This window comes from Parapedobacter luteus (genome assembly GCF_900168055.1).
In the GTDB taxonomy this organism is placed as follows: Bacteria; Bacteroidota; Bacteroidia; order Sphingobacteriales; family Sphingobacteriaceae; genus Parapedobacter; species Parapedobacter luteus.
Genome location: NZ_FUYS01000003.1, coordinates 146,663 through 168,444, shown reverse-complemented (window position 1 = coordinate 168,444; position 21,782 = coordinate 146,663). Strand labels below are relative to the sequence as shown.

Sequence of the window (21,782 nt, the reverse complement as noted above, 5' to 3'; positions counted from 1 at the left end):
ATATGCATCATAAAAGTCTTTCGCTGAAAACGGCATTTGCGGCAATCATCGTATGCACCGGTATCTTTCTGGCGGGTTGCGGGCAGGAGAAGCCCGCAGGGGAGGAGCAGCCAGGGCTGGGCCGGCGGCTGGATGTGCGTAGCTTCGGCGCCCGGGGCAACGGCAAAGCAGACGATTCGAAGGCCATCCAGGCGGTTATCGATGAAGCTGCGCCGGGCGATACGGTTTATTTGCCCAAAGGCGACTACCTGGTCCGCACACTTCGCCTCGCCCCTAATGTACATTTCGTAGCTGAGGGCGTGCTGCGGCAACCGAAGGCCCTGTCCGATTCATTTTCGGTTGAAAAGCAGCATTCAGACGCCCCCTTGTTCCGGGCGCATCGGGTATCCAATATCTACCTTTCTTTTCGTGCCGAGACCGTCAATGAAGCGATATATGCTTCACAATGCAGCAATATCACGATTGCCAACAGCCATATCGCGGGCGATTCCACCAACAGGCGTTCGTTCCCCGGTATCCTGTGGTACAGCTGCTCAGCCTGCCGCGTTGTCGGCAGCACGGTCAGCTACTACGGTATTGCCCGTAAATCGGCAAAATCCTACAATCCCGGCACAGCGATACGCGTGCTGTCCAGCAGAGGGGTGACGGTGTCGGGCAATGAGCTGCATCACAACGGCGAAAACGGCATCTTCGTCCACGATAGCGGCGACATCGAGATAGACGGCAATTATATCCACCACAATGGCATGAGCGGCATACAGGTTGCCTTCAACTCGGCTGAGCTCGTCACAAATTACCGGATTACGAACAACCGGCTCGAGTATAATGCCGCCGATGCGATTGATATCAACAACCGTGCGCATGGCGTGGTGATGCCGGTGCGGGCGCTCATCGCCGGCAATTACAGCTGGAAAAATGGTTTCGTGAGCGGTGAGTCTACACCGGACGGGTCGGGCATCGGCACACTTATCGGTATTTCTGACGTGACCCTGAGCGGCAACCGGGCTTTTGGCAACAACCGGCCGGCCCTCTATGTCGAAGGATGCGGAACGATTACCGCCAACCGGAACCTTACCGACGGCGCATTCGAACTGGTGGGCCGGTGGGACAGTATACGCATGGAAGGCAATACCTTCCCGACGCTGCGATTATTGGCCAATGCCGATGGCCGTGTGCTCCACCTCAAGACAAACCGGGTCACCCGTGCCCTGCTGCCCAACGATATCCGTATTGATTCACTGCTGTTGGAGGAAAACGAAATCGAGAGCGGGCCGGTAAACATCAACATGGAAGGAAATTTGAGGTTCGAAGGCAATACCCTCATCAGCGGGCATGACGCGGGGGCGCTGCTGCTCGTAAAGGTCGGCAGTGCGTTCCTGAAAGGCAACCGCATCACCAACAAAAAAAACGCAGCCATTGCCATTGGCAAAACAGCCCACCAGGTCGTGATAGACAGTAATTTCGTGTCTTCCGGTGGAGCAGCGCTGCATGATGCCGGTTCACCGGGCCTCCAGCTGACGCGCAATGCGCTTGACGAACAGGTAACACAACCATAGGTATCCATGAACGTGAATCTATACATACCGACATTGAATGCCGGGTCCCGTTTTGCCACCCTGCTGGATGCCCTCGCGCGGCAGACCTATCCCATAGCGACACGGGTACTGGTCGACTCCGGTTCGGACGATCGGACGGTCGAGCTCGCGCGGGAAAAAGGTTTTCAGGTCATTGGCCTTGGCCCGGAAGGGTTTGACCACGGCGGTACCCGCCAATGGGCCATCGCCAATTTTCCGGATGCCGATATCTATGTATTCCTCACGCAGGATGCGATTCCGGCCCATCCGGATATGCTGGCCAATATCGTGGCGGCGTTTGCCGATCCGCAGATAGGCATGGCCTATGGCCGGCAGCTCCCCCATGCAGGGGCCACACTTATGGAGGCGCATGCCCGGTTGTTTAATTATCCCGCCGAAAGCCAGGTACGGGCGCTCGCCGACGCCCCGAAATATGGCATTAAAACGATATCCTGCTCCAATTCTTTTGCTGCCTACCGGCGCACTGCTTTTGAAGCGGTAGGCGGGTTCCCGTTAGGCACTATCATGGGCGAAGACGTTATCGTAGCCGGGAGGCTATTGCTGCAGGGATGGAAGATGGCGTATGTGGGTGATGCCTGTGTATACCATTCGCATGACTACCGCATCGGCGAGGAATTTGAGCGGTACTTCGATATCGGCGTGTTCCACAGCGACAACCGTTGGATCTTCGAGTCATTCGGCCGCGCCGGTGGCGAAGGATTCCGCTACGCGAAGTCCGAAATCCGTTATATAGGCCGCCGCAATCCATTTCTGCTCCCTAAGGTTTGCTGCTCTTTCGCAGCCAAGTGGCTGGGCTATAAGCTTGGCCTTGGTTACCGGAGGCTGCCAAAAGCTTGGCGGCGGGCCTTCTCCATGTATAAAGGCTATTGGCATTAGCTGGGGATACCCATACCCAGATTTGTAGAATTTTTCCCCACTTCTATCGACGGTTCCACAGCTGAAGCTGCGTTAGATGCCCGAAAAGGCCGTATTTGCTGGTTTTGGAAAAGATGGCACTCAATTCGCATCTATACCAATGTTGATTAAAAGATAAAGCGATGGTAAGAGAGAATCAAATTCAGCAAATAGCATATAAAGTCGATAACAGTCTATACGAGTTGATAACGTATCAGCCGACTTTCCGAATAGACCTGCAGGGTGTAAAGAGAAAGCTATTGGTTTATCAGGAAACCATTTTCCTTAAACGAGTATTCGATATCCTTTTTTCCTCAGTTGTGCTGGTTGCCGGATTACCCGTATTTGTGGTGTTGATGCTGATTACAAAAGCAACCTCCAGGGGGCCGGTATTTTACCGCCAGGTGCGTATCGGTAAGGACGAAAAGCCCTTTTATATTTACAAATTCAGGAGCATGCGTGTCGACGCCGAAAAGGATGGCCGGCCGCAGTTATCTTCGGATGACGATCCGCGGATCACGAAGTGGGGGAAGTTTATGCGCAAAACGCACCTTGATGAGTTGCCCCAGTTTTGGAACGTGCTGAAAGGTGATATGGCCATCGTTGGCCCGCGGCCCGAACGCCGCCATTTTATTGACGAAATCAAAGAAAGGAAGCCCGAATACATGCAGCTTTTCCGGCTGAAGCCCGGTATCACGTCCATCGGACAGGTGCATTACGGTTATGCCGAAAACGTAAATCAAATGTGCGAACGGGTTAATTACGATTTGAAATACCTGTCTACGATGAGCATAAAAACAGATATCGGTATTATCTTGGAGACGGTAAAAGCCATGGCACAAGGGAAAGGGAAATAACACCGACAATAATCATTAAGTTTGTGCCGATGAAAACACCAGAATCGGCAACACGCTTTACCCCTTATCAAACCCTGGTAGTCATTATCTTGGCTATCACACAGTTTACCATCATTCTTGATTTCATGATTATGTCTCCATTGGGAGACATTTTGATGAAATCAATGCATTTGAGCCCTTCGGAGTTTGGCTTGGCGGTATCTGCCTACGCGTTCAGTGCCGGTATCTCGGGATTCCTTACCGCCGGTTTCTCAGATAGGTTTGATCGCAAAAAGCTGCTGCTGTTTTTTTACGTCGGATTTGTCATCGGCACGTTGTTGTGCGGGATAGCCCACACGTACCTGTTCTTGGTGGCTGCCCGCATCTTTACCGGTCTTTTCGGCGGGGTCATTGGCTCCATATCCATGGCCATCGTGGCCGATTTATTCGTGTTACAGCAGCGTGGTCGCGTCATGGGATTTATACAAATGGCCTTTGGGGCAAGCCAGGTATTGGGCATACCCATTGGACTCTACATAGCAAATGGCTGGGGGTGGGAGGCCCCTTTCCTGATGGTAGCTGTTTTAGGTGTCATCATTGCCATTGTCATTGTGTTTTACCTGAAGCCAGTCGCGGCGCATTTGGGAGTCAAGAACGAACGATCTGCCTTCGCGCATTTATGGCATACTTTTGCACAGCGGGATTACCGGATAGGATTCATGGCCACCGCCTTACTGTCCGTGGGCGGCTTTATGATGATGCCCTTCGGTAGTGCTTTTGCGGTAAACAACCTGCACATCACGGAGTATCAATTACCAATCCTTTTTATGGTGTCTGGCCTCAGTACACTGGTGGTCATGCCTTTCATCGGTCGCATCAGCGATAAAGTAGACAAGTACAAGCTGTTTGTCATGGCTTCACTTTGGATGATGGCTATGTGTATCTGGTATACCCACCTTTCGGTCACACCGCTGTGGATAGCCATTGCCATCAACGTACTGATGATGGCGGGGGTGATGGGGCGGATGGTGCCCTCTTCCGCGCTGACCAGCGCCGTGCCCGAGTTGAAAGACCGGGGTGCGTTCATGAGCATCAACGCGTCGTTACAGCAATTGGCTGGCGGTATAGCCGCTGCGGTGGCCGGCAAAATCGTTATCCAGGAAAGCAGTTTCAGCCCGCTCGAAAATTACGATACACTCGGTTATGTGGTGGTGGTGATCTCGGTACTGAGCTTGTTTCTCATGTATCGGGTAGATCGCGTGGTCAAACGAGGCCCGACAACGCTTCAACCTGTCGAGCGTCAGCAGTAGGCGATCCGTTAAAAGGAAAAAACTTATTATCGGCTGTTTAGATTTCGAAATTTTGAATATCTTTGCATCCCCGTTCCCGTAGTTCAATGGATAGAATTTCAGATTCCGGTTCTGAAGATAGGGGTTCGAATCCCTTCGGGAACACTAGAAAGCCATCTGCGAAGATGGCTTTTTCGTATTTCAAGGGATGAGAACGAAGGGTCGGCCGGGGGTTCGAACTTGCTCGCTGCGGAAACGAGAGCGGGGCAGCGGGACGCAGCAAATCCCTTCGGGAACACTAGGAAGCCATCTGTGAAGATGGCTTTTTCGTATTTACAAGGGATGAGAACGAAGGGTCGGCCGGGGGTTCGAACTTGCTCGCTGCGGAAACGAGAGTGGGGCAGCGGGACGCAGCAAATCCCTTCGGGAACACTAAAAAGGCCTTAAATGGCCTTTTTTCGTTATATCGTTGTCGGTTTTGTTGTCGGTTTGATTAATGGCGGGTATTTCCGGCGATAATTCCGTATCTTTGATGTATGGCCGTGAGGCTGTAAATTTTAACCGAAAAAGAAATCCCGTCCGGCTGGATGGGGTTTCGACGTCTTATTGACCGGACGTAGGATTATACCTCTATCGAAATCTTCACCTTACCACCGAGCCCTTTCTCAACGATGTCGTATAGGGTTTTCAATGTAAGATTGCTCCCGTTGTTCTCGATCCTCGAAATATATTCTCTTTTACGGTTCACCAAATCGGCAAGTTCCGCCTGGGTGAGGTGTTTATCTTCCCTTGCCTTTTTAAGCAACAAGCCGACCTTGAATCCCTCGAAATCCCTCTCCAGCGCGTCCCTTCTTTCGGTGCCTTTGGCACCGTAAACACTATCCTTGATGTCTTTCCAGCTCTTAGTTTCCATCATTTGCTCCTTTTCTGTTCGTAATATTCAGCCATCAAGTAGTTCCTGAATGCAATGACTTCCCAGACTTTTACGACACAAAGGCAACTTATAAGTTACTGCTTTGCAAATTATTGCGTGCCGGTTATCTTATGCTGATGGTGTTTTTTTGTGAGCAAAGGACTGAAAATCCTTGTGTCGACCGGAGACTGGTACGGACGGGTTAATTAGTAAATCTCCGATTTTCCATCGGTATTCAGGATGCCGTTGAAAATGATGTTTGCGTCAATGATTAAGTTCACTTGACGAAACGGGTTTGTTCTTTTCCCACCAGGACGCATTGACCTCATCGGCCAACTGATTCACATCGGCTTGAGTGTCTTTGCTTTTGGCGACGGACTCCAAATAATTAATGTCATCAATCAGGCGTTGCAAGCCAAAACTGTCAACAGCCGATGACCGGGTAGTCTTTATCCGGTTGTCTTCGATGCGTTCTATTACCATGAATATATGAAAATAAAGCGCTGAAATCAAACGCTCTTTTTCCCGTATACAATTTTATAAGTTATCGGGGTTAATCGATCAGGGTCTTCGAAAATAAATAAAATTGGTTTTCACAGCGATCATTGATGTTAAAAACACGTATCATAAACCTAAATGAAAAAGGACGGCATTCCCGTTGAGCAGATTGCCAAGTTTACCAAGCTGTCCATCGAAGAAATCGAAAAGCTTTAACAGACGCTCACCATTATAGAGTAAGCCTTCCCCGCAACGGATGGCTTTTATTTTTACTGAGAATTTAAGAAAGGTCACTATATTGTTGTTATGCAAAGTATATTGACTGTTCTTGTAAGGCCAGGGGTGGCTAGGTAAACGTTAAATTATACCGTAAAAAAGATTTGGCCCGCACGATTTATTCTCAAGAGTCTGAACAGTACTTAAGGCCGCATCTTGTGAGCCTGGATAAGATAAAAGGCTAGACGAGGGGGAATTAAGTCAAATACGATTAATTTTTCTTGATTATGGCCATTACAAAACAGTCAATTGGGATTGATATCTCAAGGTTAACGTTCTCGGCATGCCTATGCCAACGTTCGGAGGATGGTAGATTAACATTCTCAGCAACCGGGATCTTTGATAATGATACCAAAGGCTTCAACCAGTTCCTTCGTTGGTCAAAGACGGTTGTCAGTACGGGACCTGAGCTCGTGTTTCTGATGGAGGCCACCGGGGTATATTATGAGAACCTGGTCCGCCATCTCCACAAGAACAAAAAGACGGTACATGTTGTCTTGCCCAACACCTCAAAGCACTATTTTTCCAGTCTGAACATCAAGACAAAAACAGATTTCCTTGCCACCTGGTTGAAGTATTTTGCATCATTCGGCCGAATGTTCCATTTATCGCGTGTGCCGAGGTATTGTTGGAATTTGGTAAGTTTCCCGATTTTTGACAAGTACCGGGGATGCTCGGATGAGAACGGGTCTTTTCGCTCCAAATGCTCAATTCGTTTCTGCACGATGTGCCATGAGTGGGCAAGGAAATCTTTTTCGGTACCCTGACCCGTGGACAGGAAATAATCCAGTGAAAACAATTGTCTCACTTCTCTAATTTATCCATCCGATTTTTTAGACAGCGCCAAGACTTTACCCTCATTTTCCTTAAAGTACGCGGTCCCTTCTATTAGGAACATTTTGAATTCCTTCTTAGACATGTATCCCGAAACCGGCGAATTAATCACTTCACCATAGGGTGTTACCAGCACATAATGTGGTTGTGAGTTGTTGTTAAAGTTAACTTGCTGAAACAGAGACCACTTGTCGCCAATTGTCCTGATTTTTTTCTTTCTACCCTTGCCTATATCAATAGACTGTTGCTGATCAGGTGCAAGTTCCTCCCTGTCATCCACGTAGAGGGAAGCGAGTATCACTTCATTTTGCAGCAAAGGCAGTATGTCCGGTTCACTCCAAACGAACTCTTCCATTTTACGGCAGTTCTCACAGCCATAACCGGTAAAATCCAGCAGTACGGGCTTGCGCTCCTTTTTTGCCAGGGCAACTGCCTCAAAATAGTCATACTGGGGCTGTATCCCAAAAAGACCATCTTCCGGTGATGCATAAAAGCTCACATTTAGCGGAGGCAGGATGCCGCTAAGGAGAGCAAGTTTCGGTTGAGCAGAAGGTACGAGTCCTTGAGTCATGTACAACGCGAAGAAAACCATTACTGAAGCAACTATTTTTCTCCATAGACTTATCTTTTCATTTTTACTATCGTAAGGAAAACGCAGTTTGCCGAAAAGATAAAACGCCAATACTATGGCTATCAATATCCATAAACCGATGAAAAGCTCCCTTTTCAGCAGGAATGTTTTGGAGACGAGGTCAGCTTTCGAAAGGAATTTCAAGGCCAACGCCAATTCAACAAATCCCAATACCACTTTCAGTGTATTCATCCAACTGCCGGATCTGGGAAGTGAAGCCAGCAGATGGGGAAAAAGCGCGAGGGCACCGAATACGAACGCCCATGCCAGCCCGAACCCACCCAAAGCAAAAGTGAGCAGCAAAGGGATGTTTTTTGAAGTAGAGGCAACTCCTCCCAGTAAACTTCCAAGTATGGGGCCGGTGCAGGAAAATGAAACGATAACAAGTGTAAAGGCCATAAAAAAGACACCCACCATTCCACCAGCTTCTTCTGCCTTGGACGATCTGTTGATCAGCCAGCTGGGCAGACTGATCGTGTAGTAGCCAAAAAAGCTAATGGCAAAAAAGATGAAGACGGCAAAAAAGAAAAGATTCAACCATATGCTGGTGGCAAGCTCATTGAAGATATTGCCGCTGATACCATCAATCAAATGGAAAGGTAGGCTCAGCAATAGAAAAATAGCAAGAATGAAGAAACTGTATGTCAATGCGTTTTTTCTGCCCTTCCTTTTGTCAGAAGCACTTTTCGTAAAGAAAGAGACGGTTAACGGAATCATCGGAAATACACAGGGGGTTAGCAGGGCAATCATTCCACCCAGAAAACCCAGCACAAAGACCCAAGCATGACTATTGTCTTCCGTTGTTTGCTTAATACCCTTAGTAGTTAACGGATCATCGGGGTCAAGCGTATTAATTCTTATCATTCCATTGCCATAGTTAATACCAGCCGCAGTTGTATCTGCTGTACGGGCATCAACGATAGTATCCATAGTTATCCTTTGCTCAAACTCCAGCGTATTCGGCGCCAGACAGATGCGATCATCACAGGCCTGAAAGGTGATTTGTGTACGGACATTCGCATTGCTTTCCGGATTTACTAAACGGAAGCGTTGGATAAACGTGGCCGAATCTGAGTAATATACGATCTGGGCTCCAAAAGCTTCGCTGAATTCGGATATCTTTTCACCCACTTCCGTGATACCTCCAATTGGTTGGATATTTTCGGTACTGATTTCGACTTTGGTAGGGATGCCTGTTTCCGGTGGCAGGTCTTTTGAGTAAAGGTGCCAACCCTTTTCTATGGCTGCGGTTAATACGGCTTCGTATTCATCATGGTTAAGCTTATTGAGCTGGTATTTCCAGTCAACAACTTCTCTGATCTGGGCAAATAGTGGCTGCGTTTGGCATAGCAGTACCAGCCAAATTAATTTCTTCATCTATAAAAATTATTCGTTAAATTATTTTTCCCTCGGTACTCGTGAACCGCTGGTGACCATCGGGTTCGAAATCCAGGCAGACTGAATTCATACAGTAGCGTTTATGTGTGGGGGGTGGGCCATCATCAAAAACGTGTCCCAGATGCGAATCGCAACGGATGCAATTTATTTCAATGCGGTGCATACCGTAGGAATCATCAGCTTTGTAATATATACTTCCCTTACGGGCTGGCTCGAAGAAGCTCGGCCAGCCGCAACTGCTCGCAAACTTGGCATCCGATCGGAAGAGCTTGTTGCCGCATACAGCGCAGTAATAGGTTCCCTTGGTGTCATTATCCCAGTATTTGCCGGTGAAAGCACGTTCGGTGCCCTGTTTCCGGGCCACGAGATAGCGCTCATCCGTAAGAATTTTCTTCCATTCTTTATCGGATACCTTCAGGTGCACGGTATCTGTACGGGAATAGTAAGGATTCTGATCGTTTTGTTTCATTTCCTGCTTGGCTGTTGAAAAGATTACTATTTTATTGGTGTACATCATCTTGTATCCTTTCTGTATTTCAACTCGTGCTTGAAAACTTTTTTGAATTTTTCCAGTTTGGGTTTAATCACCAGTTGGCAATATGGAGCATCGCTGTTATTGGCATAATAATCCTGGTGGTAATCCTCTGCTTTATAAAACATACCGTAAGGCATCACCTGGGTCACAATATTTTTTTCATAGGCTTTCTCCTCATTCAGGCGCTTGATATAATAAGTTGCAAGTTTCTGCTGTTTTGCGTTATGATAGAAAATTGCAGAGCGGTATTGTGTTCCCACATCATTTCCCTGCCTATTCAGTTGGGTAGGATCATGGGCAACAAAAAATGCTTCCATTAGCTGCTCATAGGAAATCTTTGCGGGATCAAAAACAATATTGCAGGCTTCCGCATGCCCTGTTGTTCCGGTACCGACCTCTTTGTAAGTGGGGTCTGGTACGGTTCCACCGGTATAACCGGAAGTTACGCTTTCTACCCCTTTTAATTGTTTGAACTGTTCTTCCACACACCAGAAACAACCCGCGGCGAAAGTGGCTGTATCTGTTTTAATTGCGTTTTCTTTTTCCATCACCTTTGGCTCAGTCAAACTGGTCGTATTGTTGTCATCTTTTTGCTGCTCACTACGGCTTATTATGGGGCTGACCAGCAATAGCAGGGCAAAGCATCCTCCAATTACCGCTCCTGAACGGTTATTTCCTGTTGTTTTCATGATCATTATGTTTATCAAGTTCCGGTGCCAATGGGAAATCAATAGGTACCTGCAAGGTTTTTGCTGTGAAGTTACCTATGTAATTTTCACCCATGGTCTGAACAAGGTCTATCAAATGTTCGTCCGTGTATCCCGCACCAAAAAAGGCGCTCAGTTCATCCGCTATATCGCAGCCTCTGTGTTCCGTCGCTACTCTGACAAGTCGCGCCAATACATCCAGTTTGGGATCAAATTCGACCTTTCCTTGCCTTAGCTGCATAATTTCATTATCGCTGAAGCCGTTAAGTTTGGCGATCATTGTATGTGCACTGAGGCAGTAGAGCGAGCTGTTGCATTGTGCCATTACCAAACTCACGACTTCCCGCTCCCTGAGGGTGAGGGAGTTTTTGCGGCCCTGAAAATGAAAATAGGTGTCAAAAGCGTGCTCTGAGTGCATCATGGATAGAAAGAGGTTCGGTATATGCCCGATCCGTTTTTCGAAATACGCAATATAATTTCTGTTTGCTTGGCTTACCGACTCCCTATTGGGCATTTCTATTGCTACCATCACTTTTTCATTTAATACTTGTCATTCTGCTCTATTGTCCTGAATTCGGAGGCATTGCTTCCGGTATGCTGTTTAAAGAACCGGCTGAAATGAGCGGAACTTTCAAATCCCAGTTCGTAGGCTATTTCTTTGGCAGACTTGTCGGTATAATGCAGGTACCGTTTAGCCTCCAGAATAATCCGGTTACGAATAAGAACTGAAGGAGCCGGTTGCTTTAAAAGTGCAAATGTATTGCTAAGCGTTTTGGGCGATTTATTCAGTGCCGCGGCATAGAACCTTACCTCATGTTCCTTTTTGAAATTGTCTTCGAGTATCAGCGAAAACATCCGCATCAGATCCATTTTTTCATCTGGAAACAACCGGTAACTTTCACTCTGCTGTTTGGCTATTCGCGTTGTTTTGATAATCACCCTTTTCAGCAGTACGCGTAGCATTTCTCCCTGGAAGTTATCCCTGACCAGCATTTCAAAGGAAAATACACGCGACAGTTCTTCTATTTCCTTTACTTCCGCGGGTTCCAGTTTGATAAACATGGGATGGTGTATTCCATAGAAAAGAAAGCCCGCACATCCTACTTCCTTATCGTGGTTCAGGATACAATAAAACTCACGGTTAAACTGCCAGGCCACCAGCTCTCCGGGCCGCTCGAACTGGAAGTGCTGGTTGGACACCAAGGGCAGGATACTCGCTTCGGGCATCGTGTAGGTCACCTCGTCGATTTTTACCTGCTGTGCCGTACCTCTATTATAAACAAAGGTGTTGACGGGTTCCGGATTCCGGTCTCGCAGGCCTCTGCCCGAAAGCAGTTGGTTGTTATTGTGCATGACAAAACGCCCGAGCGTTCCCTTTTCATTGTATTCACTGATCATTTTCGTCCGGTTTATTTACTGTGAAGTCTATTCCTGTACGAATATATTTACTTTTTTCTACCGTCTTTCATAAAATCACGGAGGTTGCGCCGCCGTCCACAATAATATTCTGACCGGTTATAAAGGATGCCTTTTCCATAGCCAGGAAAGCAACCGCTGCGGCAATTTCCTCTGGGACGGCCACTCTTCCGAGTGGGGTGCGTGAGACGATGCTTTCCAACTTTTGGGAATTGTCCAGTAGCGGGCGAGTAGCCGGTGTACGGGTAAACCACGGAGAAACGGTATTTACCCTTATCCCCCGGTTTGCCCACTCGGCAGCAAGGCTCCGCGTAAGCTGCAATAGTCCTGATTTGGACATGCCGTACGGGGCGCCGGTGCCGGCTTCCATCAGGCCGGCTACCGAAGAGATGTTGATGACCGAAGAGCCTTGTCCTTCGGCCAGTTGCGGATACAATTCCCTACTGAGTAAAAAGGGTGCGTAAAGATTTAACTCCATCAGTTGTTGCAGCTCTTCGTTGCTAAGCTCGTTCGATGGTTTACGAATGTTCATGCCCGCATTGTTGACCAAGACATCCAGCCTCCCCCACGATTTACTGATGGACTGGACTATGGTCTTCCTGAATGCCGCATCTGTGACATCGCCCCGTAGCGTCATTAAGTGTTCGTTTTTTAATTCGTTTTCTACCGTATCGATGTTCTCCTGTTTCCTCGCAACAAGCATGACCGTTGCTCCAAGTTCAAGAAATTCACTTACAATAGCTTTTCCTATTCCTTTCGAACCACCCGCTACCAGCGTTAATCTGCCTTTTAGATTCCATCCCATTTTGTCGGTTTAAATGTTAACTGTGATTAAACAAAACAGCTATTTCTTTGCCTTCGCCTGCTTTCCGAATTCAATAAGCTTGTCTCCGTCCACAAAACCTACCTGCTGCAAGAGCAGTTTTCCCTCCGGACTGAAGAAAAGCAGGGTGGGATAGGCCGTTACATCCCATTGTTCCGCAAGTTGGATGCCTTCACCCTTTTCCGTATCCACGGTATAGTTAATGAAATGATTATTGAAATAAGCTCCTGCCCTTTCCTCAAGAAACGTTTTTGATTTCAAAAGTTTACATGGGCCGCACCAGGTTGTATAAGCGTCTACAAAAATATACTTACCGCTTTCCTTCGCCTTGGCAGCGATATCCTTCCATAGGCCATCGGTAAAGTGGATACCTTTTGGCCTATTGGAATCCGCTTTCGTTTGCCCCATGCCCTCACCGCTTAGACACAATGTCAGAAAAAAAAATAAATAGGCCATTGCTTTGGGGTATCTGTTCATGCTTATCATCTTACAGTTCATTGTAAATCGTTGTTGCCACCGCTTTCAGCAGTTCCGGGCTGAGGCGCTGTTTGAAATCGGGATTAATATATTCATAATGTATTTTGCCCGCTTTGTCCAAAATAAAGACCGAAGGAACGGGCAATAGCAGATCCTTATTCATTCCTCCGGTAGTTTTTGGCAGCATTTCCCAATAACCTTTTGGCGCCTTGAAGGCCAGACCAAATTTTTTGGAAACCTGTAGGCCGGCATCCGAGAGTAGGGTATAACCAAGCTGTTGTTCGTTGGCTGATTCCATTAATCCTTCCGGACTATCCGTACTAATGGCCAACAGTTGATAGCCCATTTTTTCGAGCTCCGGTGTCAATTCCTGTAGGCCGGATAGTTGCTTGGTGCAATAAGGGCACCAGCCACCCCGGTAAAAAACAAGAATGGTCGGCTTGCTTGATACAGCTCTGTTCAGATCAAAGGCCATGCCCTTTGCATCCTTAAGTGTTACTGTTGGAATCGACTCACCGATAAGCAGGGGGCTGATGTCCTCCGGTTTCTCTGGTATTCTATACATCGGTTCATCCTTATTCATTCCCGACGATATCTCCATCTTGTTTTTCTTATCCATACTATCCTGAGCCATGGTTATATCCGGTATCACGATGGTGCTTATCCCTGTAAATGTCATTACGGAAAGTAAAGCCTGTAGGTTTATTGTTCTCATGATTTTCATTGATTTAATGTTTCTTGATCCAAAATTTCCTTTGCTAAGGGAAAGTCAATCGGCACTTGTGTCACAGCGTGCAGTAAGTTGCTGATTGTTCTGTCGCCGATCAACATGATCAGGTCGACCAAATTTTCCCTCGTGTATCCCACTCCGAAGAACAGTGTCAATCGGGACTCATCAATAGATCCGCGGTTTTCGGTTATCGCTTTTGCCAGCTTGACCAAACGGTCTAATTTCTCATCGGAAGAAACATTTCCTGCTCTGATCTCCATCGCCATCTCCGCGCTGATACCTGCCGACCCGGCGATTATGGTATGAGCACTGAGACAATAAAGGCAGTTATTGGTCTGGCTGACCACCAAGTTAACAGCTTCCGTTTCCTTAGTGGAGAGTGAGGTGGGACTTTCTTCCAAATGCAAGTAAGCCGCCAGCGCATGTTCCGAATGGGCTATCACATTATAAAGGTTCGGCACTTTGCCAAAGGAGCGCTCCATCTTTTCGAAAAGCTCCCGATTCTTCTCCGATACTTCCTCTTTTTTTAATATACTGAATCCATTTTCCATCTTGATTTTTTTTGAAAAGAGAAGAGGTGCATTGCGACAGCCCCTTCCTGTTGTCTGATTATTGATTTTTATTGGAGCGTCACTTTGATAATTTCCTTAATAGCCGGTAAAGTGGTGAAAACGTTGGGGTTTGGCACTCCTTCGATGGCTTTGCTTTCTTCCAAAGGGGTGCCCGCCAGGTTAAACTGCGTGATCCCTGCGCCCGGGAATTGATCCACCGCTGTTCCGTTATCGTACAAAGCAATGGAGCTAGAGATATCTCCTTTTTGGGAGGCATCTACACCGTTATCCTTCGATGCAAAGAACCAGTCATTTGAAAAGCCATACATCGTGGCAATGGCCAATCGGTCACCTTCGGCAATGTTCAATTGTTGCATTACGCTGCTTCCTGCTTGGTCGCCTATTTTCGGTAGCAATATGGTTGAATTTTCCGCAGGTAATACGTATACTTCTTTTACACCGTCTACGGCTTTAAGATAATTGGCAAGTCCCGAAGCATCGCCTTGTTGGGCCAACTCCTTTAAACCTTCCCCACGGTCTGTTTCTCCTGTTTTATAGATAGGGTTTTCAATACCATTGTAAACGACAACGAGTATAGGAGAAAGTGGTGTGAAGATACCGGTCTGTCCAGCGATATACTCACTCAATACACTGTTGTCTCCCATTTCCGCAATATTGGTAAGGCCATTTGTGGAGGGTTGGCCGGCTTCAAATAATGGCGTAGGGTCTAAAAGGTCTCCTCCCGCTATATAGGAAATAGCCCACACACCGGGGCTGTAAGGGGTTACATTGTCGGTGCCGCCTGAGGTGTTTTCGATGGTTATGGTAAAGGTTGAATTACCCTCATAATGCAGGCTTGCTTTCATTAAAGAAGAGGCTGCTGCATAGGTGTTACCCTGTGCATCGATACCCGTAACTTCAGTAATATTTTGTGCCGTGGCCTCAGGCGTTCCAGGCCGGATAACATCTGGTCCGGGAGCTTGGTTAATGCGGGTACCGTTATCCCATAACTTGATCTGTGAAGAAACATCGCCTTCAATGGGGGTGCCATCTTCCTCATACAATGTAATTCCCGGATTTTCTGGTGCGAAGAAAAGGTCGCTTGACCAACCGTACATGGTGGCAAATGAAAGCGCCTGGCCTTTGGCTGCCGAAAATTGGAACGAAATGGATTCACCGGGCATGATCACGGGTGCATTTCCGTCATTCTCGAAAGTTCCCGATTGTACCAAAGGCCTGGAATCAAGCACATTTTCTACCGTAATAGTAGAAGACATACCCATTTGCTGGCCGTCGTTGCCATCCTTATTACAGGCGGTAAATATGAAGGGCAGTATTACAAGGGATAACCAAACTGATTTTCTGTGTTCCATAATTTTTATGTCTTTTTAATTTTTTAATAAGACAAAGGTATACCAGCGGGCAGCCTTCACTGATACCTAAATTTCCCGACCTGATGACCGTTTTTCCCGAATACACGTCGCTAGTTTGCTTCAAATGGGAAAACCTCGTCTAAATCACATTTCGTAGAATAATATGAAAGCGAAATTTGTTCAAGAATTGAACCTTAAACCATACCTTCAAATTTGACTTGTTCGATGTTTATTTTATCTCAAAAATTTTCTGTCTTAGCATCATAGCAATTGCAGCTAAAACGTATATCAAACCAGTGAACGATTCGGTGAGTTGGAAAAGGATAGTCTGTAAAATACTGATAGAGATTGCTGTCCGATAGGTTCAAATCCCTTCGGGAACATAGAAAAAGCACCGCTAAAAGGTGCTTTTTCTGTTTTTAAGATTGAGAAAAGCAGCGATGGCCGGGTTTGAACTACCTCGCTGCGGCGGGGGCTATCATATCAGTTGCCGATAGTGATTTCCCGTTCGAGGTATCCACCCCTTGTAGACAAAAGTTTGACGGTCGCTTTCACAGGTTGCTGCTGTTTCAGCTGTACCTTGAAGGAGGCCGTCTTGGATTCCCCGGCGCCGGTGTAGCCCGCATAGATGGTCTTGTCGCGCGTTTCAGGGCTGGCAATCACCACTGCCGCTTCGTCGCCGCCGCTTAGGAGTTTTCGGTCCATTTCGAGGATGACGCGGTCTTCCTGTACGATTTTCACCAGCTTAGCCTGCTCCAGTGCGACGGGCAATTTCCCCGTGTTGGTCCATGATACGGTCACCTCGTATTCGTTGTTGGCCAGCGCTTTTACCACAACGTCGTCAAACTGGAGCTGAGGCAGCTCAAGCGCCATGGCCAGGTTGAACAGCGCCTGATTTTTCGCCCATTTTTCCAGCACACTGGGGGGAGCGTTCTGGGAAAAGAACTTGGGATGGGCGCCGCCTATTTCTACCTCACCCAAGTCGGGGTGCATAAATTTAGTCCACGGTTTGTAACCCCTGCCGCCATTATGTTGCTGGTCCCACAAGTATCCATCATAAGCATCGATTTCTCCATCGCCATTCAGGTCCTCATGGCGCCCGCCGTTCCACAGTTCGTCGCCATACCATATGGCACCGTAATAGAAATACCCGAAGTCCGGCCCATGGCCGAATAGGGGATTAGGCTTGGGCGGATCCCCGGCGCCGCCAACGTTGCGCGTAGCGTAAGTCTCGTAGACATCGCCCGCCCATGGATAGCCCGTGAATGACAAGCCCAGGCTGTCCATGTGTTTATAGATTGCCAAGTCTTCCGGAAACATGCTTTCGGCACTCTTTGAAGTAGAAGGCGGTCTCAAATGCATGGGCACACTGGTGTCCATCGAGTTGACCACCGAAACATTGGGGTGGGAGAGCAGCCACAGCACAACCGATCGGGTTTCTATTTCGCTCAACGGGAATGGCCCCGCGCCGCGTTGGGTGTAGCCACGGCCTGTGGCATCCATTCCGGGTTCGGGACGCCAGTTTTCAGGGTAATTGCGGTGCAGGTCCAATCCGCCGATGCCGTCTTCGTTGTACCGGCCATCCTTATCGTTATCGATGCCTTCGGTATAGACAAGGTATTCGCCTTCCCCTTCGGGGACACGTTTCATCAGCTGGCCTGTCGCATCCCGGTCATCGATGACGTAGTTTGCGCGTTTCAGCTCGTCGCCCACGGCTTTTTTCCGCATTTGGTAGATGACGCCGTCGCCATCCAAATCTTCTTCCGGATCCTCGTCAAAAAGCCCATCACCGTCATTGTCGTCAGGCCGTGTCGTGCTCCGGTTGCGCTGAGCGGTGTGCATGTACATATTGACGCCGTCCGGATTGTTTACCGGCCTCAGGTAGATGGTCTTCGTGTCGATCAATTCGGTGACTTGCGGGTCTTTGCCGTAGTTTTCAATGAGGTACTTGGTAAGCCACAGCACACTTTCGCTGCTGGTGATTTCGCCGCTATGCCTCACACCCTCAAAGAAAGCCGCCGGCTTATCGGTATCCTTACCGGTTTTCTTGTTGGTGAGTGTCATTTGGTAGATGGGCCTGCCCTCAAAGCTGCGGGCCACTTCATAAAAATCAATCAGGTCCGGATACTGATCCGCCCATTTTTTATACCAATGGTAAATGACATCAGGCGTGTGGAATTTATCAAATGTCAATGTCTCCTTGGGGACATACTCCACTTCCTCAAATTGATGTTTTTTAAAATAGCTGATGCCTGATCGTTCGCCTTTGACGGTGTAGAAGGTAGTGGTGGTGTCTGATTCAGGCCATACCTCCACGAGTGAACGCTGGCCCTTGGTCAAAAATGAGAAAAAGACCAAGAGAAATAAAGTAATCGATGTACTTTTCATGGTTAGTTAATAAAATGTTTGAGTTGTTTCCGCTGTTGAGGGGCAAATTCGAGTTTGCTCACTGCGCAATAGCCATCATCCGGCCATTTGCCTTGCAATCTTATCGCATTTTGGTTGATATCGCAATAAAAACAATGAAAGCAAACAGGATTGTTACGAAGCGGAAGTGCCGGGCCCGCTATACGTTGAAGCGGAAGTGCATGATGTCGCCATCCTGCACGATATAGGTCTTGCCTTCAACGGCCAGTTTCCCCGCTTCTTTTACCGCCGCTTCCGAACCGTATTTAACGAAATCATCGTATTTGATGACTTCCGCACGGATGAAACCCTTCTCAAAATCGGTGTGGATGACGCCCGCCGCCTGCGGGGCGGTAAAGCCGTTTTCGATGGTCCAGGCCCGTACCTCCTGCACACCGGCGGTGAAATACGTGGCCAGGTTCAGGAGCTTGTATGCCGCACGGATGAGCTTGTTTACGCCCGATTCGCTGAGGCCGAGGTCTTCTAAAAAGAGCTGGCGTTCATCATAGCTTTCCAACTGGGCGATTTCCGATTCAATCTGGGCAGAGATGATGAGTACTTCGGCATCTTCGTCTTTTACAGCTTCCCGTACGCGGTCTACATACGCATTCCCGGCATTGACGGACGCCTCGTCTACGTTGCAGACATATAGGACCGGCTTTACCGTCAGCAGCGAGAGGTCGCTGATAAACTCAAAATCTTCTTTGGCAATCGGGGCCGTGCGGGCGGATTTGCCAGATTCCAGGTGGCTTTTGACGGCAGACAGGATTTCATACGTGCGCTTTGCTTCTTTATCGCCGCCCGTCTTGGCCTGTTTTTCAACCCGCTGGATGCGCTTCACCACCGTGTCCAAATCTTTCAGCTGCAACTCGGTGTCGATGATTTCCTTATCGCGCACCGGATCGACCGACCCGTCCACATGCACCACGTTGCCATCATCAAAGCAGCGCAATACGTGGATAATCGCATCGGTGTTGCGGATGTTGGCCAGGAATTGGTTGCCGAGGCCCTCTCCCTTGCTGGCACCTTTTACCAGTCCGGCGATGTCCACGATTTCGATGGTGTTGGGCACTATCCGCTGCGGTTTTACCAGTTCGGCCAGTTTATTCAGCCGCTCATCCGGCACGGTAATGACCCCTACATTGGGCTCAATGGTGCAAAAAGGGAAGTTAGCTGCCTGCGCCTTAGCGTTTGAAAGGCAGTTGAATAACGTGGATTTGCCTACATTGGGAAGGCCTACGATGCCGCACTGTAATGCCATGAACTGTCAATTTTAAAAAACGGTGCAAAGATAAGAATAAGTATGAGTGTACGCATACAAGATTTGAATAAGGGCACGAGCAATCTTGATCCCGGGGGATGATGGCGCTTGCTTGATCGAGGCAAACAAATACATCTCCACGGAGGTGTAATGTTTTTTTAAATTTAGCCACTAACTAACGAAAAGAACAGTTTTCAATGCCAGAGCAAAGAATGTGAGCAACGATTTTTACCGGACGTCGATTTTACCCTATGCGGCAGTCATCATCAAGATCTGCAGGGCTTATACGGCCTCGCAGGAAGATTTCGAAGATTATTACCAGGAAGTCTGCCTGCAAATCTGGCGGAGCAGAGCTAATTTCCGCGGGCAGTGCAGTTGGTCTACGTGGGTTTACCGTGTTGCGTTGAATGTATGCCTGACGCTGCTCAGAAGGAAGAAAAGCAAGGGACATACTTATTTTTCATCCGATGCGTTGCCCGATGTGGTGACAGTCGAAAACGGGGCCTTTGCAGATGAGCAGCTCAACCAATTGTACGTCGCCGTCAGGCATTTGTCGGAAGTGGACCGGGCGTTGATCCTGCTGTATCTGGAAGAAAAATCGTACGGGGAAATAGCCGAGGTGCTCGGGACAAATGTCAACAACATCGGTGTCCGAATAAACAGAATCAAAGAACGCTTAAAGAAAATAATCAATGAACGATTCAATTGAAACAATTTGGAAGGAGGGCTTTTTACATGAAAAGAGCTTAGTTGCGCCCAGTGTCAACGACCTGTACAACCGGAAATCCATACACCTGGTCGATCGGATAAAAAGGAGATTCCAGGTCAACTTGGTGATGATCGTCGTCATGGTGGTCCTTTTACCGGTGATTTGCTATTTCATGCAGGTGATCTGGCAGGGCGTTGCAGCAGCTATACTGCTTCTTCTTACCGCATGGTACAACAAGCGGCAAATCGATGGCATCAAATCGCTGGACCAGGGAGCCACCAGTTTTGAATACCTCCGGTCGTTCGACCGATGGCTTAGGGATGTACTCGCGCGGAGTGTCAAGGTAGCGCGATTTTCGTACCCCCTGTACTTTCTGATTGCCGTCAGTACGGGATGGTCGGCGTGGAATAGGCAGGGAGGGGGCGATATGCCGTTAATTGCGGGCATCATCGTGGCCGCGGCAACCTTGGCCGTTTTTTACTTTTCGGATAAAATCTACCGATGGGATGTCCGCTTGATGTATGGCCGTGTGTTCAACAAGCTGGAAAGAACAATTGCCGAGATGGAAACACTGAAACAAGGATAATTATGGCAACTTATCAAGCAAAATCGACTAACGGACTGTCTTTTGAGGTAAGAAAAGACGGCGGCATCATCGGGAGCCTTTTGTACCGTAGTTGGTATAAATTCAATGCAGTCATTACCATGGCCGATGCAACCTACGCCGTTGAGCCAAAAGGTTTCTGGGAAACATTGGTTGAAATCCGGGACGGAGATGACGTATTGCTCTCATTCAGCATGGGCTGGAAAGGCAAGATCGTCCTGCGGACCTATTTCAATGGTGACGAGCAAGACTATGTTTTTGACCATCGCGGATTATTCAAGGAATCTTTTGCATTGTCGGATCACGAAGGTAAGGAACTGTTGGTGATGAAGCCGCACCTGAAATGGCTTAAAATGAATTACGACTACGAGATTGTCACAACAGGCAGTTTTGAGACACTAAAGAGCAAACAAATCCTATTGTTGGCTGCATTGCACTGCGCAAATTACTACCTGTCCATGACGATGGCCACGCTGTCCATGTAATTAAGCGTTATCCTGAGCGTATGCTTCTTGGAGATAGTATCTCTTGCTTTGGGTTTTCGACTCTCATAATGAGTCTATTATGACTCCAACTTAATTTTGTACACACTGTGTACAAAATCTTCTCCTCAGGGTATGTGGCATAGAATTTTCGAAAACCATACAAAGCGGTTTGAGAGTAGCAGTTGCCGTATTTTGCCGTCAAAGCATCAGAAAGTTTTTTGATTATAGCTTTCCCATATTCAGCGCGTTCTTGGCCTTGTAATTCTTCTTCTGCGATGCGTTTACCCGTAAGCCAATATGCTTCCACCATACTTGTGTTTACGGCATTAATCGCTTTTTCTGCGGCTTTCCTGATAATGGCTATGACATCGGCTACAACAGTTTCCATAGATTTAGGTTTTGCATTACTTGCCGCCCTTCAACTTCTTCACTTCTTCCGCCAGGTCCAGCACCGCTTTGCTCAACGTAGCGATGGATTCCGTTTTGGCACGGTCTTCTTCGATGAACTTTTCAAGCAAATCGGCGATTTTGTCGGCGGCGT

General features: G+C 47.9%; 23 protein-coding genes, 1 tRNA gene and 1 pseudogene. 9 read left to right on the top strand and 16 right to left on the bottom strand.

The window, feature by feature from the left end; translation table 11 throughout:
* Positions 1-2 precede the first annotated feature (2 nt).
* The 5 genes from B5X72_RS07260 (at position 3) to B5X72_RS07240 (ending at position 4,779) form a co-directional block, all read left to right on the top strand.
* Positions 3-1,556: a right-handed parallel beta-helix repeat-containing protein gene (locus B5X72_RS07260; RefSeq protein WP_176146123.1), complete on the top strand. Its 1,554-nt coding sequence runs from the start codon at positions 3-5 to the stop codon at positions 1,554-1,556.
* A gap of 6 nt (positions 1,557-1,562) precedes the next feature.
* Positions 1,563-2,471 carry a glycosyltransferase family 2 protein gene (locus B5X72_RS07255; RefSeq protein WP_079716171.1) on the top strand — a complete coding sequence of 303 codons (909 nt, stop codon included), beginning with the start codon at positions 1,563-1,565 and terminating at the stop codon, positions 2,469-2,471.
* Between the two features lie 161 nt (positions 2,472-2,632).
* Entirely contained in the window at positions 2,633-3,346 is a 714-nt protein-coding gene (locus B5X72_RS07250; RefSeq protein ID WP_079716170.1) for a sugar transferase, read from the top strand.
* Positions 3,347-3,375: 29 nt separating this feature from the next.
* Positions 3,376-4,635: an MFS transporter gene (locus B5X72_RS07245; RefSeq protein ID WP_079716169.1), complete on the top strand. Its 1,260-nt coding sequence runs from the start codon at positions 3,376-3,378 to the stop codon at positions 4,633-4,635.
* Between the two features lie 72 nt (positions 4,636-4,707).
* Positions 4,708-4,779: transfer RNA gene (locus tag B5X72_RS07240), tRNA-Arg, on the top strand.
* Positions 4,780-5,236: 457 nt separating this feature from the next.
* Here B5X72_RS07240 and B5X72_RS07235 read toward each other — a convergent pair.
* Together B5X72_RS07235 and B5X72_RS07230 are read right to left on the bottom strand one after the other, a co-directional pair.
* Positions 5,237-5,530, bottom strand: a complete 294-nt coding sequence (locus B5X72_RS07235) for a helix-turn-helix transcriptional regulator (protein ID WP_245826871.1) — start codon at positions 5,528-5,530, stop codon at positions 5,237-5,239.
* A 261-nt stretch (positions 5,531-5,791) separates the two neighbouring features.
* Positions 5,792-6,010: a hypothetical protein gene (locus B5X72_RS07230; RefSeq protein WP_079716168.1), complete on the bottom strand. Its 219-nt coding sequence runs from the start codon at positions 6,008-6,010 to the stop codon at positions 5,792-5,794.
* A 518-nt stretch (positions 6,011-6,528) separates the two neighbouring features.
* Here B5X72_RS07230 and B5X72_RS21175 point away from each other — a divergent pair.
* Positions 6,529-6,798 (top strand): annotated as a pseudogene (locus B5X72_RS21175) (IS110 family transposase); the annotation flags it as partial.
* A 20-nt stretch (positions 6,799-6,818) separates the two neighbouring features.
* Here the strand turns inward: B5X72_RS21175 and B5X72_RS07220 are convergent.
* From B5X72_RS07220 to ychF, 13 genes are all read right to left on the bottom strand, one after another.
* Entirely contained in the window at positions 6,819-7,109 is a 291-nt protein-coding gene (locus B5X72_RS07220) for a hypothetical protein (RefSeq protein ID WP_245826869.1), read from the bottom strand.
* A 9-nt stretch (positions 7,110-7,118) separates the two neighbouring features.
* On the bottom strand, positions 7,119-9,143 hold the full coding sequence (locus tag B5X72_RS07215) for a protein-disulfide reductase DsbD family protein (protein ID WP_079716167.1): 2,025 nt from the start codon (positions 9,141-9,143) through the stop codon (positions 7,119-7,121).
* Between the two features lie 16 nt (positions 9,144-9,159).
* Entirely contained in the window at positions 9,160-9,633 is a 474-nt protein-coding gene (gene msrB / locus B5X72_RS07210; protein WP_079716526.1) for a peptide-methionine (R)-S-oxide reductase MsrB, read from the bottom strand.
* Between the two features lie 44 nt (positions 9,634-9,677).
* Entirely contained in the window at positions 9,678-10,388 is a 711-nt protein-coding gene (gene msrA, locus B5X72_RS07205) for a peptide-methionine (S)-S-oxide reductase MsrA (RefSeq protein ID WP_079716527.1), read from the bottom strand.
* Positions 10,369-10,935, bottom strand: coding sequence for a carboxymuconolactone decarboxylase family protein (locus B5X72_RS07200; RefSeq protein WP_079716166.1), 567 nt, complete (start codon positions 10,933-10,935; stop codon positions 10,369-10,371). Before B5X72_RS07200 ends, msrA begins: the two co-directional genes overlap by 20 nt.
* Positions 10,936-10,946: 11 nt before the next feature.
* The gene (locus B5X72_RS07195; RefSeq protein ID WP_079716165.1) at positions 10,947-11,804 is read right to left on the bottom strand and encodes an AraC family transcriptional regulator; all 858 of its coding nucleotides are present in this window, start codon (positions 11,802-11,804) and stop codon (positions 10,947-10,949) included.
* Positions 11,805-11,871: 67 nt separating this feature from the next.
* Positions 11,872-12,627 (bottom strand): glucose 1-dehydrogenase, encoded by a 756-nt coding sequence (locus tag B5X72_RS07190; RefSeq protein ID WP_079716164.1) that lies wholly within the window; start codon positions 12,625-12,627, stop codon positions 11,872-11,874.
* 39 nt (positions 12,628-12,666) lie between these two features.
* The gene (locus tag B5X72_RS07185; RefSeq protein ID WP_245826868.1) at positions 12,667-13,053 is read right to left on the bottom strand and encodes a thioredoxin family protein; all 387 of its coding nucleotides are present in this window, start codon (positions 13,051-13,053) and stop codon (positions 12,667-12,669) included.
* 79 nt (positions 13,054-13,132) lie between these two features.
* Positions 13,133-13,837: a peroxiredoxin family protein gene (locus tag B5X72_RS07180; protein ID WP_245826867.1), complete on the bottom strand. Its 705-nt coding sequence runs from the start codon at positions 13,835-13,837 to the stop codon at positions 13,133-13,135.
* A gap of 5 nt (positions 13,838-13,842) precedes the next feature.
* A complete protein-coding gene (locus B5X72_RS07175) occupies positions 13,843-14,403 on the bottom strand; it encodes a carboxymuconolactone decarboxylase family protein (protein ID WP_079716163.1) in 561 nt (186 codons plus the stop codon).
* A gap of 68 nt (positions 14,404-14,471) precedes the next feature.
* Positions 14,472-15,776, bottom strand: coding sequence for a spondin domain-containing protein (locus tag B5X72_RS07170; protein WP_079716162.1), 1,305 nt, complete (start codon positions 15,774-15,776; stop codon positions 14,472-14,474).
* Positions 15,777-16,259: 483 nt separating this feature from the next.
* Complete coding sequence (locus B5X72_RS07165) at positions 16,260-18,164, bottom strand: M14 family metallopeptidase (protein WP_079716161.1); 1,905 nt, start codon at positions 18,162-18,164, stop codon at positions 16,260-16,262.
* A gap of 178 nt (positions 18,165-18,342) precedes the next feature.
* Positions 18,343-19,443 carry a redox-regulated ATPase YchF gene (gene ychF, locus B5X72_RS07160; protein ID WP_079716160.1) on the bottom strand — a complete coding sequence of 367 codons (1,101 nt, stop codon included), beginning with the start codon at positions 19,441-19,443 and terminating at the stop codon, positions 18,343-18,345.
* A 214-nt stretch (positions 19,444-19,657) separates the two neighbouring features.
* Between ychF and B5X72_RS07155 the strand changes: the two genes are divergently transcribed.
* Genes B5X72_RS07155 through B5X72_RS07145 form a run of 3 tightly spaced genes read left to right on the top strand, consistent with a single transcriptional unit; the run spans position 19,658 to position 21,241 of the window.
* Positions 19,658-20,152, top strand: a complete 495-nt coding sequence (locus B5X72_RS07155; protein ID WP_079716159.1) for an RNA polymerase sigma factor — start codon at positions 19,658-19,660, stop codon at positions 20,150-20,152.
* On the top strand, positions 20,136-20,738 hold the full coding sequence (locus B5X72_RS07150; protein ID WP_079716158.1) for a hypothetical protein: 603 nt from the start codon (positions 20,136-20,138) through the stop codon (positions 20,736-20,738). Before B5X72_RS07155 ends, B5X72_RS07150 begins: the two co-directional genes overlap by 17 nt.
* Positions 20,739-20,740: 2 nt before the next feature.
* Positions 20,741-21,241, top strand: a complete 501-nt coding sequence (locus B5X72_RS07145; protein ID WP_079716157.1) for a hypothetical protein — start codon at positions 20,741-20,743, stop codon at positions 21,239-21,241.
* 7 nt (positions 21,242-21,248) lie between these two features.
* Here the strand turns inward: B5X72_RS07145 and B5X72_RS07140 are convergent, their stop codons facing one another.
* A complete protein-coding gene (locus B5X72_RS07140; protein WP_079716156.1) occupies positions 21,249-21,629 on the bottom strand; it encodes a DUF1016 N-terminal domain-containing protein in 381 nt (126 codons plus the stop codon).
* Positions 21,630-21,782 lie beyond the last annotated feature (153 nt).